Source organism: Lysinibacillus sphaericus, from assembly GCF_015844675.1.
GTDB classification, from domain to species: Bacteria; Bacillota; Bacilli; order Bacillales_A; family Planococcaceae; genus Lysinibacillus; species Lysinibacillus sphaericus_E.
This window is the reverse complement of record NZ_LDGC01000025.1, coordinates 94,743-111,820: the sequence shown is the minus strand read 5'-3', so window position 1 is coordinate 111,820 and position 17,078 is coordinate 94,743. Positions and strand designations below refer to the sequence as shown.

Here is a 17,078-nt window from a genome sequence, read left to right as displayed (position 1 = left end):
TCAGATTTCTAAGAAATCACTCTATGACAAAAAAGAATCTGCTAGACCTCAGGTGACAAAATAAAAAACGCAAGCCCCCCATCATCAAGGAGACTTGCGTTATTAATTACATAGAATGCAGATTCTTATTTTTAAATTAAGCGTAATACGTTTCTACAACTTCTGCACAACGCGCACATACTGTTGAATGTGCTTCATTTGAACCGACTGTTTCAGAAATAGACCAACAACGCTCACATTTTTCACCTGTTGCTTTTTCTACAACGATCGAAGCATGTTCTAAAGCTAATGCATCTGCTGGTGCAGCTTCTATTGATGCTACTTCAAAGGCAGAAACGATTGAAAGCTGTGCAAAATTAATGCTTGCATCATTTAATAATGCTGCCACATCTTCTTTCGCATAAACTGTCACTTTCGCTTCAAGTGATTTACCGATTGTTTTTGCATTACGAGCTTCCTCTAATGCTTTTAAAACATCATCACGAACATCAATAATTTTTACCCATTTTTCGCGTAGACTTTCGAAGTTTTCATGTTCATCTACTTCTGGGAAGTCTGTTAATTGTACAGATACCGCTTCTACAACACCTTGACCATGTAAGTAAGACCACATTTCATCACTTGTGTGAGGGATAATAGGTGACATTACTTTTACTAACGTCATTAATGTATCATAAATAACTGTTTGCATTGCACGGCGGTCTTTGTTGTCATGACCTTCGATGTACACAACATCTTTTGCAATATCTAAATAGAATGAAGATAATTCTACAGCAACAAAGTTATTCACTGCATGATACACAGCCGCGAAATCATAGCGATCATATGCAGCACGAACAGTTTTTAAAACATCTTGTAAGCGCATATAAACGTATTGATCCATTTCACGAAGGTCTGCATATGCTACACGATCTTTCGTCGCATCAAAATCAGCTACATTTCCGTGTAAGAAACGGAATGTGTTACGGATTTTACGATAAACCTCAGAAACTTGCTTCAACATATCCATTGAGATACGAACGTCTGCTGTATAATCTACAGATGCAACCCATAAACGAAGAATATCTGCTCCGTATTGGTCCATCACCTTTTTCGGGATAATGACATTTCCTAAAGACTTACTCATCTTACGACCTTCACCATCTAGAACGAAACCATGTGTTAATAGTCCTTTATATGGTGCATAGCCATTAATAGCTACAGAAGTAATTAATGATGAGTTAAACCATCCACGGTGTTGGTCAGAACCTTCTAAATATAGATCAGCTGGATACTTCATACCACGTTCTACTAGCACACCTTGGTGAGAAGAACCTGAGTCAAACCAAACGTCCATAATATCGTTTTCTTTTGTAAATTCACCGTTCGGACTACCAGCGTGTGTGAAGCCTTCAGGTAATAATTCTTTAGCTGTTTTTTGGAACCAAATATTTGACCCATGTTCACGGAATAAAGCTGAAATATGAGCAATTGTTTCTGGTGTAATAATTGGCTCTCCATTTTCAGCATAGAAAATTGGAATTGGCACGCCCCATGCACGCTGACGTGAAATTACCCAGTCTCCACGGTCACGAATCATATTATAAAGACGAGTTTCACCCCAAGCAGGTGTAAATGATGTTGATTTTACAGCCCCTAGTAACTCATCACGGAATGCATCAACCGACGCAAACCATTGTGGTGTTGCACGGTAAATAACTGGTTTTTTCGTACGCCAGTCATGTGGATATGAGTGTGTAAAGAAGTTAAGCTTTTCTAAAGCACCTACTTCTTTTAATTTTTCAGTGATCAATTTGTTGGCATCATTATAGAATACACCTTCAAAACCAGGTGCTTCTTCTGTATAGCAGCCGCTATTATCAACTGGGCTAAGAATTGGTAGACCATATTGTTTACTAATATGATAGTCATCTTCACCGTGTCCTGGTGCTGTATGAACACAGCCAGTACCCGCTTCAGCAGTTACGTGCTCTCCAACCATTACAAGAGATTCACGGTCATAGAATGGATGCTGTGCAACAACTCGGTCTAACGCTTCCCCTTTAACTTCTTGCACAACTTCATATGCTTCCCATTCAAGTTCGTTAGCAACTTTTTCTAATAATTCTTTTGCTATGATGAATTTTTTATCTGCAACTGCCACCACAACATAAATAAATTCAGGGTTTACAGAAATCCCTAAGTTCGCTGGAATTGTCCAAGGTGTTGTTGTCCAAATAATCATTTTAGCATCTGCTGGAACTACACCTTTAGCATCTTTAAGTGCAAAGCTTACATAAATAGAAGGCGATTTAACATCTTGATATTCAATCTCTGCTTCTGCAAGTGCAGATTCAGATGATGGAGACCAGTAAACTGGTTTTAAACCTTTATAAATATATCCCTTTTCAGCCATCTTACCGAATACTTCGATTTGACGTGCTTCAAATTCAGGCTTTAATGTAATATATGGATTTTCCCAATCACCACGAACACCTAAACGGCGGAATTGTGTACGTTGATTGTCAATTTGCTCGTAAGCATACTCTTCACATAATTTACGGAATTCAGCAACAGACATTTCTTTACGCTTTACACCTTTGTTCGTAAGTGCTTGCTCAATTGGTAAACCATGAGTATCCCAACCTGGAATATAGTTTACATGGTAACCATTCATAGAGCGATGACGCGTAATCATATCTTTCAGCACTTTATTTAAAGCGTGACCGATATGGATATCACCATTTGCATATGGAGGTCCATCGTGTAACACATATTCAGGACGTCCTTCTGTACGCTCCATCTGCAATTTATTAATGTCCATTTCGTCCCATTTTTCTTGCATCTTCGGTTCATTTGCCGGTAAGTTTCCACGCATTGGGAAATCTGTTTTTGGCATTAATAAAGTATCTTTGTACTCAACCATTTTTCAATTCCTCCTTTATGTTTACAAACGAAAAACAAATGCTCATAGGCGCTCATACACTTACGACAGTTATTAGGCTTATTATTATAACGTGTGGTTGATTTCCGTTCCGGCTTGGTGCTACATAGATACATTTCGGTAAATGCCCTCAAGTTCTAGTTATCGGCAAAATCAACACGTTTTAACAATGGAAGTATAAGTTCAAATACAGAATTTAACATTTCACTCTAAAAGAAATGAAGCCAACCGTCATTTGAACATAAAAAAAGCCTCTCAATCCCTGAAAGGGACGAGAAGCTTATACTCGCGGTACCACCCTAATTGTAGCACAAAATTGTACTACCACTTAAAGCACATTAACGTCGTGCACTACGAAATAACTTACTACATTCAGTTATTTAGCTCCGAAGTGATGTTCATTGTTATTTGCTTGTTTGGGCTCACACTATCCCCAAATCGCTTAACTACGCCTAACAAATACTGTCTTCGTCTTTGCCTGTTTGCATATGTGTTCAAAATAATTACTATTACCATAGTATATGAAAATCATACAATCACGTCAAGTTTCACTTAATGCTTCCTAATGTCTACAAATATAGAGACTAAACTTGATCAGCTTCTTGTGCTTCTTCGACAGATGCTTGAATTTCAGTAAGGTCAATATCATATTGTAGCAAATGATCCCAGTCATCTGCATTTAGTAAATCAAGCTGTGCCTCTACAAGCATTTTAAAACGATTACGGAATACTTTTGATTGCTTTTTCAGCTCATCAATTTCAATTGTCACTTTACGAGCCTTCGTTAAAGCCTCATTGATAATACGATCAGCATTTTTTTCTGCTTCTTTTACAATAAGTTTAGCTTCTTTTTGAGAATTTCTTCGTACTTCGTCAGCTGCCTCTTGCGCAACAACAATTGACTTTTGTAACGTTTCCTCTAAAGAATTAAAATGTCTCGCTTGTTCTAAGGAAATCTCCAGTTGTCTGTCTACTTCCTTCTTTTCCCGTAACAAAATCTCATAGTCTTTAATAATTTGATCTAAAAATTCATTTACTTCATCTTCAGCATAACCTCTGAAGGATTTAGTAAACTCCTTATTATGTATATCAATAGGTGATAACGGCATACGATCCTTCTCTCCTTTACATGTACATTCATAATTTCTATTATACAATTGTTCCAACAACTTAGCAGTAAAAATTAATGAAATTCACTGGATTTTCAGCTTTTTTGGGTCAATCGACCGATTTGTAATCGAATTTTATCTTTTTTTGTACGGCCTTCCGTCATCATAATTTTTATTCGACCGCTTCCACGTACAGATAAAATATCTCCTTCTTGTAATTCAAAGGCAACTGTATCCCGTTCAGTCCAATTGACACGTACCTTTTTACCTGTAATTAATGCTTGTGCCTTCTGGCGAGAAGTTTTTAAAACCGTTGAAATAATAACGTCTAAACGCATAGAGGAAACAGTATGAGATTCTTCTAACCACTCTTCCTCGTTTTGTAGCAGCGTCTCTGTCTCTTTAATCGATTCTACATGTACCTTTACATTGCCGATGCCTGTTAAATGTAAGCGTACATATTCCGCTACCTCACTCGCTACTACAAATTGTACTAGCTGTTCATTCACACGAATATCACCGAATTTGCACCGATTCAGTCCTAAAGATAATAAAGCTCCAAGAACATCTGGATGTCGTAGTTGGACAAATTTCACAGGGTATTGAATCGTAAATACGGTAAGCTGAAAATCTTCTTCCACAGGCTCATAATAGGTAGGATAAATCAACATGCGTTGTCTTTCTGCATTATCAAAAAGCCCAGCATTAGCTGTTTTCAATGTGTCATATTGTCCAATAATCGATGTAACAATAAAACGTTGACGAGGATCTAGAAAATCAGTAAGCTTTGGAGCGTATCGATCCTCTACCTCATGCTGCCAGCTCACAACCTGTTCAATAAAAGATTGTTCGTCTTTTCTAAAATGCTGTATTAAATGCTCCATGTTTACTCCACCTTTATTATCTCTCATTTACTAGCACAATTTTATCGGTATTTTTTGGTTTTATATCAGAAAATATTGGTTATCCCTTATTGAACATTCTCTAATTTCCGCTGCGGGCGAGCGTCGAGCAGCATCCTACGCTACAATCAGTAAAATGGGTATATTCCGCAAAATATCAACAAAAAATTGTTATATTTAATATTAGATGTAGCGACATCCACCACTTAAATCAACATTACGTTAAACTAATGCCACCTCAACTTTTATACCTAAATTGTAAAGCAACCATTTTTGTTAAATGTAGTATTCCCCATAAATAAAAAATCCTCACCGTTCGTGAGGATTTTTTTTAAATCAACATTTCGTAAATTTTTAAAATAACAATAAACAGCCCTTTTTGAATATAGTTAAGGAGAAATATTGCTACGATAGGTGAAATATCAATCATGCCAATTGGCGGAATAAACTTTCTGAAAATTCCAAGATAAGGTTCACATAATTTTGTTAAAATACGTCCAACTGATGTATTTTGAACAGCAGGCACCCAGGACATTAACACATATGCGACTAGCATTAGTGAATATACATAAAATGCTATAGACACATACTTTAAGATTAAATAAAATGTCATATAAACTACAATCCTCGCTATTAATTATCGTCTAAAATAAAATTCGAAATTTCGCCAGATACTTCTACATTTTCAGGTGTGCATAGGAAAATGTCTTTACCGATTCTTTGAATATCACCGCCGAGTGCATACACTGTGCCGCTTAAAAAATCAATAATTCGTACACCTTGTTCTCGCTCAATTCGTTGTAAATTGACGATCGTTGCACGCCTATTTTTTAAATGTTCTGCAATATCCTGCGCTTCGGCATAAACTCTAGGTTCAACTAATACAACTTTTGAACCTTTAGAATTCATTGCTGACTGCAAACTGACAATATTGTTTGTAGATGTTGTACTTTGCGGAAAAATTTCCTGAACCGGTCCCTTACGCTCCTTCATTACTTTTTTAGGCTTCACCGATTGGATCTGTTGCTGTTGTTGTACGGGTTGCTGCTGTTGAATAGGAGCTTGAGTGATTTCTTCTTCTATTTCTTCCTCAAGATAAAAGAAATTTTTAATTTTATTTTTCATGCTCATCCTGTTCCCCTCTTTCATTTCCAACAAGAGCCGTTCCTACTCGTACAAATGTAGCCCCTTCTTCTACCGCAATTTCAAAGTCATTAGACATGCCCATTGATAACTCGGTACAAGGTGCATGTGCGAATCCTTGCTCGGCTATTTGCTGTTGACATTGTTTTAATTGCTTAAAAACAGAGCGAATAATTGTATCCTCATCTGTATTCGGTGCCATCGTCATTAAACCAACGACTTGAACTTTCGTAAAACTTTTTAATGATTCAATAAAAGGTAGGACTTCTTCAATCGATAAACCATGTTTTGCCTCTTCGCCCGATACATTAACTTGTACAAAGCATTTAACAGGTTTGTCTGCTCTTTTTTCAATTTCTTGCGCTAAACTCAAACGATCTAGTGAATGTAAATAATCAATACTGTTAATGACCTGTTTAACCTTACGTGTTTGTAAAGAACCGATATAATGCCAATGTACATCAGCTTGAATCGCTTCAGTTTTACGATTTAAGCCTTCTGGGCGGTTCTCTCCTAAATGAATAAGGCCTGCATCAATTGCTTCTTGTGTTCTTTCTACAGAAACTTCTTTTGTCACTGCAATAATTTGAACTCTCTCTGCTTCACGATTTGCACGTTTTTTTGCTGCTTGTATAAGATCATTAATTTTCTTCAAATTTGTTAAGATTTTTGTCAATGTTTTTCCCAACTTTACAACAATAGTTTCTTATATTGTAACAAGCAATGCTTGAATTATCAATGAATAGCCTGACCTAAGTGAAAGTACATTTTACACTGGCAACGCTTAAAAATGCTTAGATTTTTAATATGCATAATAATTTTGTCTTTTAGGATATTGCTTTCACTAAAATGACATCCTTTCCAACTACAAGTACATCTTTCATATACACTTTCCTAACCGATTCTTCCCCGCGAAAAAGCCCTAAATATTTTCGGGGCTCTGCAATCATAAAAGCCGTTACATAGCCTGTTTCTTTAGATACCTCTGCATCTACCACAAATCCTAAAAAGCGTCCGTTCCCTGCTTCAATTACTTCTTTTTGCTGTAACATCGAGAAACGCATTTTATCCCTCCTAAATCAATTACTCTCAACATCGTTTTTATCTCAATCAATTGTGCCTTGGCATAATTGCGTCTGGAATCGGCTTTGTGCTTAGGCCTGCACGAGGGCCGACACGATGTCGGTCATTTCGGTAATGCCACAGGACGTGGCGTTTTTACCGATACAGGTCAGTTAGCCGTTATCACATGAATGCGATGATCTTAGGCTAACATCCTATGTAGAACTCATTTCCGATTCCATGACATCCGCCGGAGGCTTTGGGCCAACGTGATGTTGGTCACTCAGTCGTTGTTGCTGTCGCTACGCTTTCGCACAGATAAATTGCCACAGGACGTGGCGTTCTTAGACTGAGTCCCTCTATTTCAGCGGGCGTTTGGACACCCGCTGAAAAATAGCTTACATTCGCATTCATCTCACCTATAGAGATGGGAGATTTCTGTACCTGTCGCTACGCTTTCGGTACAAAAGAGATCTGTAACTGCCGTTGCACTTTCGTTACATAAAACATTTGCTGAAAGAAGTTAAACTATGTTCTCTCTTTATATTTATGTGTTTATTGTTGTTTAAATGAAAATGAAATGATTAAGTGAATGTTGTAAAACTGTCATAGTTAAATTAATTTGGCTCTTTGGCAAAACGTGTGGTTGATTTCCGTTCTGACTGAGCGCTTTCCTGGGGGCGTCCGATGAGCCGCTTCGCTGCGCTTCAGGATCTCGGGCCAACAGATATCTTTTGCGCGAAAGCGTGAGTGCAACGTAGCGGCAGCGGCAGGATGTTGGTCACGAAGGCGTTATCACAGGACGTGATGCTTTTAGCCTTCGTTCCTCTATACCGCTAATCCCCAAGGAGTCGCTCAGTCTCCACTACAATCAACTAATTCATTTAGTATGTATCTTCTGCACGTCACTCTCTAATTTATAGTGATATATGCGACAGCATAACATCACTATAAATATTTAAATGAGTAATCAATGCTACAGCAGATATCAATAACATTCTCTATTCTGTTCGATTATAGTATGTAGCCATAGCGTTCATTGTCGAATGCATAAATTAAAAGTACTACGCTATCATTGATTGGAGTAGAAGGCTACTCGACTCCCGTGGGAAAGAGAGACAGGCGAGACCCTGAGGCCAACATGATGTTGGTCACGAAGGCATTGTCACAGGACGTGACGCATTTAGCCTTCGTTCCTTCAGCGGAGGAAGCAGCTCGACGCTCGCCCACAGGAAAGCGGGTAGCCTGGAACGGAAATCACTCACATTTTGCTATAATAAAATGCGCCCCGAGATTCGGGTGCGCATTGTTTTTTACTTATAATCTTTCTGCATTGTTTCAATCGCATTTTTTTCTAGACGTGAAATTTGCGCTTGAGAAATCCCCAATTCTTTTGCAATTTCAGTTTGTGTCTCACCGTAATAAAAACGCTTTGCAACAATCATTTGTTGACGATCATCTAACTTTTGTAAACTTTCCTTTACCGACACGTAGGCAACCCATTGATCTTCTGATACATCATCATCACGTAATTGATCCATCATATAAACAGCGTCTCCGCCGTCTGAATAAATAGGCTCCTGTAAGGAAACTGGGTCTTGAATGGCATCTAAAGCAAATAAAACATCTTCCTTTTTCATGTCAATCATTTCAGCAATTTCTTCAATCGTTGGTTCTCGTAAATTATCGGTTATCCATTGCTCTTTTGCCTGCATCGCCTTATATGCAATATCTCTCAGAGAACGAGAAACGCGCAATGCATGATGATCACGCAGATGGCGACGAATTTCACCTATGATCATTGGCACAGCATACGTTGAAAATCGTACATTATGCTTCAAATCAAAATGATCAATGGCTTTCATGAGGCCAATACAGCCTACCTGAAATAAATCATCTGCCTGTTCACCCCTATAGGCAAATCTACCGACAATACTGAGCACTAACCTTAAATTGCACATTACAAGCTCTTCCCTAATCTCAGTTTCTCCAGCTTGTAAACGAATAAATAGTTCCTTCATTTCCTCGTGCTTTAAAATTGGCAAAGTCGATGTATCTAAGCCGCAAAGATCTACTTTAGTTCGCATATATTCGATTCCTCCGGATGTTATTCTCTGACTAAACCGTTACATCAGTTTGTCCGAGAGAAACGAGAATATGCACAAAAGCTACGACCAATTTTAGGTAGGGTAAATTTCCCTCTCTAAGATATTGGCTGATTCAGATTTTCACGTAGATCTTGAATAATTTTCTTCTCTAATCGGGAAATATATGATTGCGAAATACCTAAATGATCCGCAACTTCTTTTTGAGTCATTTCAATTTTTCCATTGAGGCCGAAACGGCATTCCATAATATATCTTTCACGCGCGCCTAGTAAATTAATCGCATGAAACATATGTTGACGCTCAATTTTCTTCTCTACATTGTCTAAAATAATATGCTCTTCCGTTCCTAAAATATCAGACAATAACAATTCATTTCCATCAGCATCTGAGTTTAATGGTTCATCTAATGAAACTTCACCCTTCATGCGACTTGTTTTACGTAAATGCATCAAAATTTCATTTTCAATACAACGTGATGCGTATGTGGCAAGCTTAATATTTTTATCAGTATTGAACGTTTCAATCGCCTTAATTAAACCGATCGAGCCAATACTTATTAAATCCTCAATCGGTGTTCCCGTATTATCAAAACGTCTAGCAATATAAACAACAAGACGCAAATTACGTTCAATTAGTGTATCTCTAGCTCTTAAATCACCATTCATAAAGGATGCAATGACTGTAACTTCTTCTTCTCGACTTAATGGCACTGGCAATGAATCATTTCCCCCTATATAGTACGTTTCACGACTCCGAAACTTACTCCAAAATTTTTTCAAGCTAGCAAGTAGCCTAAGAAGCAATAGTTCTCCCCCTCTATGAGTTATTTGAAAGCGCTGAAAAATGTAAAATTGCTGCTGTGCTGTGCGGAAAATTTTTAGCCTTTTTTGTTAATACGATATATTCATTCTTTTTCACTTGTGAGTGCTCCCCTTTTATATGCCACTCATCAAAGCGGAAACCTAGTACAACCGACTGCTGTTGCACTGTATTGACATGAATAAATCGAATAAAACGCTGATAATCTTCTGAAAACATGGATACATTATACGGATCAGTTTCTTGCCATTCTATTAATGATTTGCAAAATGCTGCAGGTAAATGTGAGCGTAATGCTGCATAAGAGACAAAGTGAACAGGTTTTCCTGAAAGTGGCTCAATTGCTTGATTCCCTGTATCTACAAATGCAGAAAGCGGTATCGTGATATCAAAAATTTTCAAATTCGTATCAAACACAAACTGACCACTTAACCGCTCAAGCTTTACAAATCCCCATTGCTTATAAAAAGCAACAAGGTTACCAACTGCTAATAGTAGGCAAATAATTATAAAATGGACAGCAGAAAGATTTTTTAAATACGGTTGTAACGCTGTTAATAATCCACCAATAATGATTGTTGCTGTTAAAACAATCGGTCCTTGCTTTTGAAAACTTCGAATCTTAAAGCGAAAAGCTATGCCGATTAGTAAGATAAAGCTCAGTATCGTCATTAACAGCATTTGACCACCTATTACAGCTACAAAACTACTACAAATAGAACTCATTAATAATCTCGTGTTCTTTACCAAAACCCCTGTTACTCTCGCTGTAAACGTAAGTATCGCTAGATTAAAAAGTGTATTAATGAGCACCAGCCATTCTCCATACATAACAGCCGCCTCCTACTTACAAAGTTAGCATGTTACACCCACAAATATTGTCAAACAATCGCATCATTTCATAAAAATGTTTTGACAAAATACATCCTTTCCTTACACATTTGAACATAATTAATTTTTAAGTCACTGAAAATATCAATGAAATTATGCTGTCATATTAAATAAAGTATATGGCTTTTCTGCAAAGCGAGGGGTTGATTTCCGTTCCGACTGGGCGCTTTCCTGGGGGCGTCCGATGAGCCGCTTCACTCGCGGTGCTCGCTGCAGGGTCTCGGGCCAACAGGATGTTGGTCACGAAGGCGTTATCACAGGACGTGATGCTTTTAGCCTTCGTTCCTCTATACCGCTGATCCCCAAGGAGTCGCCCAGTCTCCACTCCAATCAACCATTTCTTAGAATATTTCTTCTGGAGAAAATATTTTCAGTGAGAAATCGTAGCGACATCAACAACATTCAAATAGTTTTCACCAACACAAAAAAGCCCGTATTTCACATAATGTAAAATACGAGCTTTTTAAAGTTTGGATGCTGACTTATCCGCGATTTTTACGATTGCGTAAAAAGGCTGGTACTTCAAGCGTGTCATCCTGTACATAATTTTGTTGACTTTGACGTGGTTGTTCTTGCTGCACATGCACTTCTTGACGCTGCTCACGAATCGGAGCTTGCTGTTGTTGTGTAGCTTGTCTGTTTGCATTTAACGTCGGTCGTGGAGTATTACGCTGTTGCTGTAAAGCTTCCTCTGAGAAACCAGTTGCAATTACTGTCACAATAATTTCATCTTTTAGATTTTCGTTAATAACAGAACCGAAAATCATATTTACTTCTTCATCTGATGCTGATGCTACAATATCAGCAGCCTCTTGGACTTCAAATAGGCTAAGATTTGAGCCACCAGTAATGTTCATAAGGACACCTTTAGCGCCATCAATTGATGATTCAAGTAATGGACTTGAAATAGCTTTCTTAGCCGCTTCTGCAGCACGGTTTTCACCTGTAGCAATACCAATACCCATTAACGCTGAACCTTTGTTAGACATAATAGTTTTTACGTCTGCAAAGTCTAAGTTAATAAGACCTGGCGTTGCAATTAAATCTGAAATACCTTGTACACCTTGTCGTAAAACATTATCTGCTTCACGGAATGCTTCTAGCATTGGTGTAGATTTATCGACAATTTGTAATAACTTGTCGTTTGGAATAACGATTAAAGTATCAACAGACTCTTTCATGCCACCGATACCACCGATAGCTTGTGTTTGTCGTTTGCGACCTTCAAACGTAAATGGACGCGTTACAACACCGACTGTAAGAGCTACTAAATCGCGAGCAATTTGTGCGATTACTGGCGCGGCACCAGTACCAGTTCCTCCGCCCATTCCAGCTGTAACGAATACCATATCTGCACCACGAAGAACTTCCTCTAATTGTTCACGGCTCTCTTCTGCAGCTTTTTTCCCTACTTCAGGATTAGCACCTGCACCTAATCCACGTGTAAGTTTCGTACCAATTTGTAGCTTTATTTCTGCCTTCGATAAATTTAAGGCCTGTGCATCTGTGTTTACTGCGATAAAGTCAACACCTTGAACACCATGTTCTATCATTCGATTGACAGCGTTGTTACCGCCGCCACCAACACCAATGACTTTTATTACTGCAAGTTGATCAACACTTGTATCAAATTCTAACATTTCTTTTTCCTCCCACGGTAACTCGACTCTGTATCATTCATTACGCATTCAAGATCAATTATGCCTCGGTATAATTGCGTCCGGAATCGGCTTTGTGCTTAGGCCTGCGTGAGGGCCGACACGATGTCGGTCATTTCGGTAATGCCACAGGACGTGGCGTTTTTACCGATGCAGGTCAGTTAGCCGTTATCGCATGGATGCGATGATTTTAGGCTAACATCCTATGTAGAACTTTTTCCGATTCCGTGACATCCGCCGGAGGCATTAACTTCTTTCAGCAGGTGTTTGGACATCTGCTGAAAAGTAGCTTAAATCCGCATTCATCTCACCACCTATAGAGGTGGAGACTTCTGTACCTATCGCTACGCTTTCGGTACAAAGGACATTTGCTGAAAGAAGTTAATCAAAAAACTTATCAAATAATTTTTTTGCTCTTCCGATTACGCTTCCTTTTGGTTCTGAAGGTGTAGCATATTCTTGCTTCTTAGATGTGGCTGCAGGAGATCCTACAACTGCATATTCAATAGGTTGCGTATTAGCACTTTTTCCATAAAAATCATCTTCTAAATAGGCGTAACGAATAAGTCCAACTGCCGTCGAAAATGAAGGCTCTCTAACGCCAATATAGTCAGGTGTATATATTCTAACACGAGTTTGCAGAATTTGACGTGCCAGTTGAGCAATACCGTCAAGCTTTGCAACGCCTCCAGTCAAAACAACACCACCTGGTAAATCTCTAACACCTAGACGGGCTAATTCGTCAATGACTAATTCAAATAATTCTTCTAAACGAGCGCCAATTATTTCTGAAATATAGCGCTGGCTGTACTGATCTGTTGAATCTGTCCCTACAACCGGTACTTCGAAGAGTTCTTCATCAGATGCATCATCATAATAGGCATGTCCAAATTGATGTTTAATTTGTTCTGCCTGTTCTGTTGGTGTTTTTAAGACGATTGAAATATCTTTTGTAATATGATCGCCACCAATTGGAATGACACCTGTATGTGTTAATAATCCCTCTTCAAATACTGCGATAGTAGTTGAACCGCCTCCTAGATCAACAAACGCGGTTCCTTGGTTTTTTTCATCCTCCGATAATGCAAAAAAACCTGCTGCTAATGGTTGCAAATATATTTCTCGAATGCTTAGACCTGCACGTTCTACACAACGTAGAACATTGTGTAAAAGTGTTTTTGAAGTAGTAATCATTGTGGCATCCATTTCTAAACGGATGCCAATCATGCCTCGTGGATCTTTAATCTCATCTAAATTATCCACAATAAACTGTCTTGGAATAATATTCACTAATTCACGTTCAGGAGGTATTGACATGACTTGTGCAGATTCTACTACTCTATCTAAATCATCATCTGTAATTTCTCTATTTTCACTATTTACAGCGACTACACCTTTAACCAGCTGTAACATCGTCTGGTTAGCTGGAACACCTAAAACGACTTCATTAATTTGATATCCTGTCATTCGTTCAGCTTGATCTATTGCTTTTCGAATTGATTGAACTGTTGCATCAATATCAACAATCGCACCTTTTCGAACTCCATTCGATTTTACATTTCCGACCCCAATTACATGTAACTGACCGTCGCTCATTTCACCTATTAATACCTTGATAGAGGATGATCCTATATCAAGAGAAATATATAAATCTTGCTGATTCAATTCGCTGCACCTCCTCGAAAAAATGCTCTTATTCTCATTCTATTGTAAATTCGGCATAATGTCTAAGCAAATCGAGCATTTAGCTCAACTTTTCTCTCATTCTATGGAATTTTTGTTCCTTTTGTGACGTTTCTCATCTATCTTAGTTAGTAAAATACGCCTAATTATTGCTATATTCTGGAACAAACGTACTCCGAAAGCGAAAATGGCGGCTAAATACAAATCTATTCCTAAATACACACCTAAAAACGCTAATCCCGCTGCCAGAATTATATTAAAAAAGAATCCTGATACAAATACTTTATCGTCATATACTTGCTGTAATTGAGCACGAATACCGCCAAATAATGTATCTAAAGCTGCTAAAACAGCTATTGACAGATAATTTTCATATATAGAGGGTATTTGCATATTTGTTAACAAGCCAAGGGCAAGTCCAAATATCAAACCTAAAAATGGTAGCCACATATATTATTCTCCTTTTTTCACCTCTGTTAAATAATCATTTGTCAATGGCTGATCAAATGCTGGGATTATTAAATGCTCTGTTGGTTCCTCTATTATTAAGTTAAAGTTGTCCAAATAAAAGGAATCAATAAATGTGGAAGCCTGTAATGAATTGTACATTTTTTGTGCTTCCTTAAATGAGCTTGTCCCAACATAAATTTCAAAGGGTGGTGCGGACAGTGGTACACTGTTCACTGTCGTCTTTCTATTTATGTCTCGAATGGCTGTTGTCTGGACAACTCGATTTCCATCTATCGAGACACTCGCTGCATTGTTTTTAAACAAAGCATTTAGTAATTGGGTTAGTAAATCAGGGGAAATTTCTTTGATTTCATACCCCATTTCTACTAATTCGGGCGCTGGTTCAACACGAAGTACAACTCCGGGCCCTGTCACTTCCGTTAACCCGGCCTGTTGCTTTAAACGATTCAGCGTTTGATATAATGCCGACTGTAAATTTGCCTTCTCAGATTGCTCATAGCGACCCACTACTTCATTAAGTGAACGAATTTCTGCTAATAATGTGGAATGCCTTTGCTTTTCTTCTGCTAATTCCTCTCTTATGGCCCAAATATCTCGTGTATCTCGCTCAGCTGGTTGCTTTATGGTATTGTATTGTACCGCTATCATCAAACCGATAATAAATAGCACGATCGTTATTCGGGTATACATATTTTTTTTCAAAATAGCCCCTCCTAGACGTATCGTAACCCCTCACAGATTTACGCCTTAGATCTTAAATTAGAAAAATCGTTTAACTTTCTACTTTTGATTTTGGCATCGTTAGCTTTTGCTCTTCTTCAAATGATATAACAATATTGTCATTTAATAATTGATCCACAACGCCGCCTTTTAAGTTTAAGGAAGCTTTGAATGTTGCTGAATCTCCTACAGCCTCGATGACGAATGGAGCTGGATGTTGCTTGCCATCAATCGTAATGACTGGTCCATTACAGCGTATATAAGAATTCGCCAAAACACGTTGACCATTAATAGCAATTGCTTGAGCGCCAGAAATTTTAAGCTCATTGAGCAATTTAAAAATATGGCTTTCATGCACGATATAATCATTAGGATTAGCAGATTTTGGATCGTAATCACCATCTTGAAGAGTTATACGTATCCCTTTTCCTTCTGAATTTAAATCGCCTAACAACAAACGTAAATCCTCTGCTTCTTCAACAAGCTTTGTATAATCCTTTTTGCTAGCGACGAATGATTTTTCATACTTACGAATTTTTTCCTGCAAAGCATTCGCTTCTTCTGATAATTCTTTATTGCGCTCTTGCTGTGCAATTAACTCCTCACGATATGAATCCTCTTGCTCCAAAAGCTTTGGATTAGTCGAACCTGCATCTCGATTATCTTTTGCCTGGTTGTAGGAATAGCCAATGATAAACCCCATAGTCACACAAACAATAAGCAACTGAAATTGTTTTCTTGAAAAGAAATTTTCTTTGCTATTCTTTTTCTTGTTCATCTTTTTCCACTTCCTGGTCGGTCGCATCGGTATCTATATCAATAGCTGCTTGGTTGTACTCATTATTGAAAGGACGATAATACGAGCCTACCTCTAAATCGATAACTCCCTTCTCCAAATTTGAAATTTGTGCCACAAGTGAAGGGTAATGATTTAGCTTTTTTGCTAATGTTTGAATAACAGCTCGAACTTCATAGCCATCGTTCATATAGAGCTTGACTGCATTAGGGTTTGAGTTATTGCTGTTAGTATTGACTTGAGAAATGAGAGTTAATACTTCTGGATTTAATTGTGCTAACTGCTTTACAAGTTTCTTAATTGTCTTTTCGCCAGATATGCCGATAAATACAGGTGCATCAATCGGGATTTCATCTCCAGCTTGATCAAAGCGCTTGCCATTTTCAAGTAATGGATAATAAGTACCGTCACCAGCTAAGTACGCAACCTTTTTCCATTCTTTAATTTCTATTGCCACGCCTTGAGGCCAATTACGTTTAACATGTGCTTCTTTCACCCATTTATCCTTTAGTAATAATTTCTCTACCTCTCCTTCTTTAAATCCCCACATTGATTTCCCAGTTGCAAGAGTACTTGACTTCAAATAATATTGTTCTTCTACTAATCGAGCGCCATTGACTGTAATTTTGTTGATTTTACTATAAGGAGATTGAAAATAAAGGAGTACTGCTAACACGATAAAGAAAAGTAATATTAGCACTATAAATTTCCGATTTGTACGCTTTTTTCGTCGCTTTTTTAGCGTAGGTATGCGATCTTCTATGTCAATTACTTTCTCCAAAAAGTACTCCTC

Annotated in this window: 16 protein-coding genes and 1 other annotated feature; all 16 genes read right to left on the bottom strand. The window is 38.0% G+C overall.

The window, feature by feature from the left end; genetic code table 11:
• Positions 1-136: 136 nt before the first annotated feature.
• Entirely contained in the window at positions 137-2,905 is a 2,769-nt protein-coding gene (ileS, locus tag ABE34_RS08685; RefSeq protein WP_197141786.1) for an isoleucine--tRNA ligase, read from the bottom strand.
• A 282-nt stretch (positions 2,906-3,187) separates the two neighbouring features.
• Positions 3,188-3,407, bottom strand: a binding site (T-box leader).
• Positions 3,408-3,507: 100 nt separating this feature from the next.
• Positions 3,508-4,032: a DivIVA domain-containing protein gene (locus tag ABE34_RS08680; RefSeq protein ID WP_132357526.1), complete on the bottom strand. Its 525-nt coding sequence runs from the start codon at positions 4,030-4,032 to the stop codon at positions 3,508-3,510.
• 95 nt (positions 4,033-4,127) lie between these two features.
• A complete protein-coding gene (locus tag ABE34_RS08675; RefSeq protein ID WP_197141784.1) occupies positions 4,128-4,916 on the bottom strand; it encodes an RNA-binding protein in 789 nt (262 codons plus the stop codon).
• Between the two features lie 349 nt (positions 4,917-5,265).
• Positions 5,266-5,547, bottom strand: coding sequence for a YggT family protein (locus tag ABE34_RS08670; protein ID WP_197141782.1), 282 nt, complete (start codon positions 5,545-5,547; stop codon positions 5,266-5,268).
• 20 nt (positions 5,548-5,567) lie between these two features.
• On the bottom strand, positions 5,568-6,065 hold the full coding sequence (locus ABE34_RS08665; protein ID WP_197141780.1) for a cell division protein SepF: 498 nt from the start codon (positions 6,063-6,065) through the stop codon (positions 5,568-5,570).
• On the bottom strand, positions 6,049-6,753 hold the full coding sequence (locus ABE34_RS08660) for a YggS family pyridoxal phosphate-dependent enzyme (RefSeq protein WP_241747158.1): 705 nt from the start codon (positions 6,751-6,753) through the stop codon (positions 6,049-6,051). Before ABE34_RS08660 ends, ABE34_RS08665 begins: the two co-directional genes overlap by 17 nt.
• A 151-nt stretch (positions 6,754-6,904) precedes the next feature.
• On the bottom strand, positions 6,905-7,141 hold the full coding sequence (locus ABE34_RS08655; RefSeq protein WP_079559778.1) for a PRC-barrel domain-containing protein: 237 nt from the start codon (positions 7,139-7,141) through the stop codon (positions 6,905-6,907).
• 1,311 nt (positions 7,142-8,452) lie between these two features.
• Positions 8,453-9,226 (bottom strand): RNA polymerase sporulation sigma factor SigG, encoded by a 774-nt coding sequence (gene sigG / locus ABE34_RS08650; protein ID WP_049668350.1) that lies wholly within the window; start codon positions 9,224-9,226, stop codon positions 8,453-8,455.
• Between the two features lie 116 nt (positions 9,227-9,342).
• Positions 9,343-10,050, bottom strand: a complete 708-nt coding sequence (gene sigE / locus ABE34_RS08645) for an RNA polymerase sporulation sigma factor SigE (protein WP_049668349.1) — start codon at positions 10,048-10,050, stop codon at positions 9,343-9,345.
• Between the two features lie 13 nt (positions 10,051-10,063).
• Positions 10,064-10,897 (bottom strand): sigma-E processing peptidase SpoIIGA, encoded by an 834-nt coding sequence (locus ABE34_RS08640; protein WP_197141776.1) that lies wholly within the window; start codon positions 10,895-10,897, stop codon positions 10,064-10,066.
• Between the two features lie 542 nt (positions 10,898-11,439).
• Positions 11,440-12,597 carry a cell division protein FtsZ gene (gene ftsZ / locus ABE34_RS08635; RefSeq protein ID WP_197141775.1) on the bottom strand — a complete coding sequence of 386 codons (1,158 nt, stop codon included), beginning with the start codon at positions 12,595-12,597 and terminating at the stop codon, positions 11,440-11,442.
• Positions 12,598-12,996: 399 nt separating this feature from the next.
• Complete coding sequence (ftsA, locus tag ABE34_RS08630; protein ID WP_079559775.1) at positions 12,997-14,280, bottom strand: cell division protein FtsA; 1,284 nt, start codon at positions 14,278-14,280, stop codon at positions 12,997-12,999.
• Between the two features lie 96 nt (positions 14,281-14,376).
• Positions 14,377-14,748: a small basic family protein gene (locus ABE34_RS08625; RefSeq protein ID WP_079559774.1), complete on the bottom strand. Its 372-nt coding sequence runs from the start codon at positions 14,746-14,748 to the stop codon at positions 14,377-14,379.
• A gap of 3 nt (positions 14,749-14,751) precedes the next feature.
• Positions 14,752-15,471 (bottom strand): DUF881 domain-containing protein, encoded by a 720-nt coding sequence (locus tag ABE34_RS08620; RefSeq protein WP_241747157.1) that lies wholly within the window; start codon positions 15,469-15,471, stop codon positions 14,752-14,754.
• 70 nt (positions 15,472-15,541) lie between these two features.
• On the bottom strand, positions 15,542-16,267 hold the full coding sequence (locus tag ABE34_RS08615) for a DUF881 domain-containing protein (protein ID WP_197141773.1): 726 nt from the start codon (positions 16,265-16,267) through the stop codon (positions 15,542-15,544).
• Entirely contained in the window at positions 16,248-17,066 is an 819-nt protein-coding gene (locus tag ABE34_RS08610; RefSeq protein ID WP_197141771.1) for a cell division protein FtsQ/DivIB, read from the bottom strand. The genes ABE34_RS08615 and ABE34_RS08610 overlap by 20 nt, the downstream gene beginning before the upstream one ends.
• Positions 17,067-17,078: the final 12 nt, after the last annotated feature.

Coding starts and splice junctions, on each gene's coding strand:
- ileS (WP_197141786.1), bottom strand. CDS start 2,905: ATGGTTGAGTACAAAGATACTTTATTAATGCCAAAAACAGATTTCCCA.
- ABE34_RS08680 (WP_132357526.1), bottom strand. CDS start 4,032: ATGCCGTTATCACCTATTGATATACATAATAAGGAGTTTACTAAATCC.
- ABE34_RS08675 (WP_197141784.1), bottom strand. CDS start 4,916: ATGGAGCATTTAATACAGCATTTTAGAAAAGACGAACAATCTTTTATT.
- ABE34_RS08670 (WP_197141782.1), bottom strand. CDS start 5,547: ATGACATTTTATTTAATCTTAAAGTATGTGTCTATAGCATTTTATGTA.
- ABE34_RS08665 (WP_197141780.1), bottom strand. CDS start 6,065: ATGAGCATGAAAAATAAAATTAAAAATTTCTTTTATCTTGAGGAAGAA.
- ABE34_RS08655 (WP_079559778.1), bottom strand. CDS start 7,141: ATGCGTTTCTCGATGTTACAGCAAAAAGAAGTAATTGAAGCAGGGAAC.
- sigG (WP_049668350.1), bottom strand. CDS start 9,226: ATGCGAACTAAAGTAGATCTTTGCGGCTTAGATACATCGACTTTGCCA.
- ABE34_RS08640 (WP_197141776.1), bottom strand. CDS start 10,897: ATGTATGGAGAATGGCTGGTGCTCATTAATACACTTTTTAATCTAGCG.
- ftsZ (WP_197141775.1), bottom strand. CDS start 12,597: ATGTTAGAATTTGATACAAGTGTTGATCAACTTGCAGTAATAAAAGTC.
- ABE34_RS08625 (WP_079559774.1), bottom strand. CDS start 14,748: ATGTGGCTACCATTTTTAGGTTTGATATTTGGACTTGCCCTTGGCTTG.
- ABE34_RS08615 (WP_197141773.1), bottom strand. CDS start 16,267: ATGAACAAGAAAAAGAATAGCAAAGAAAATTTCTTTTCAAGAAAACAA.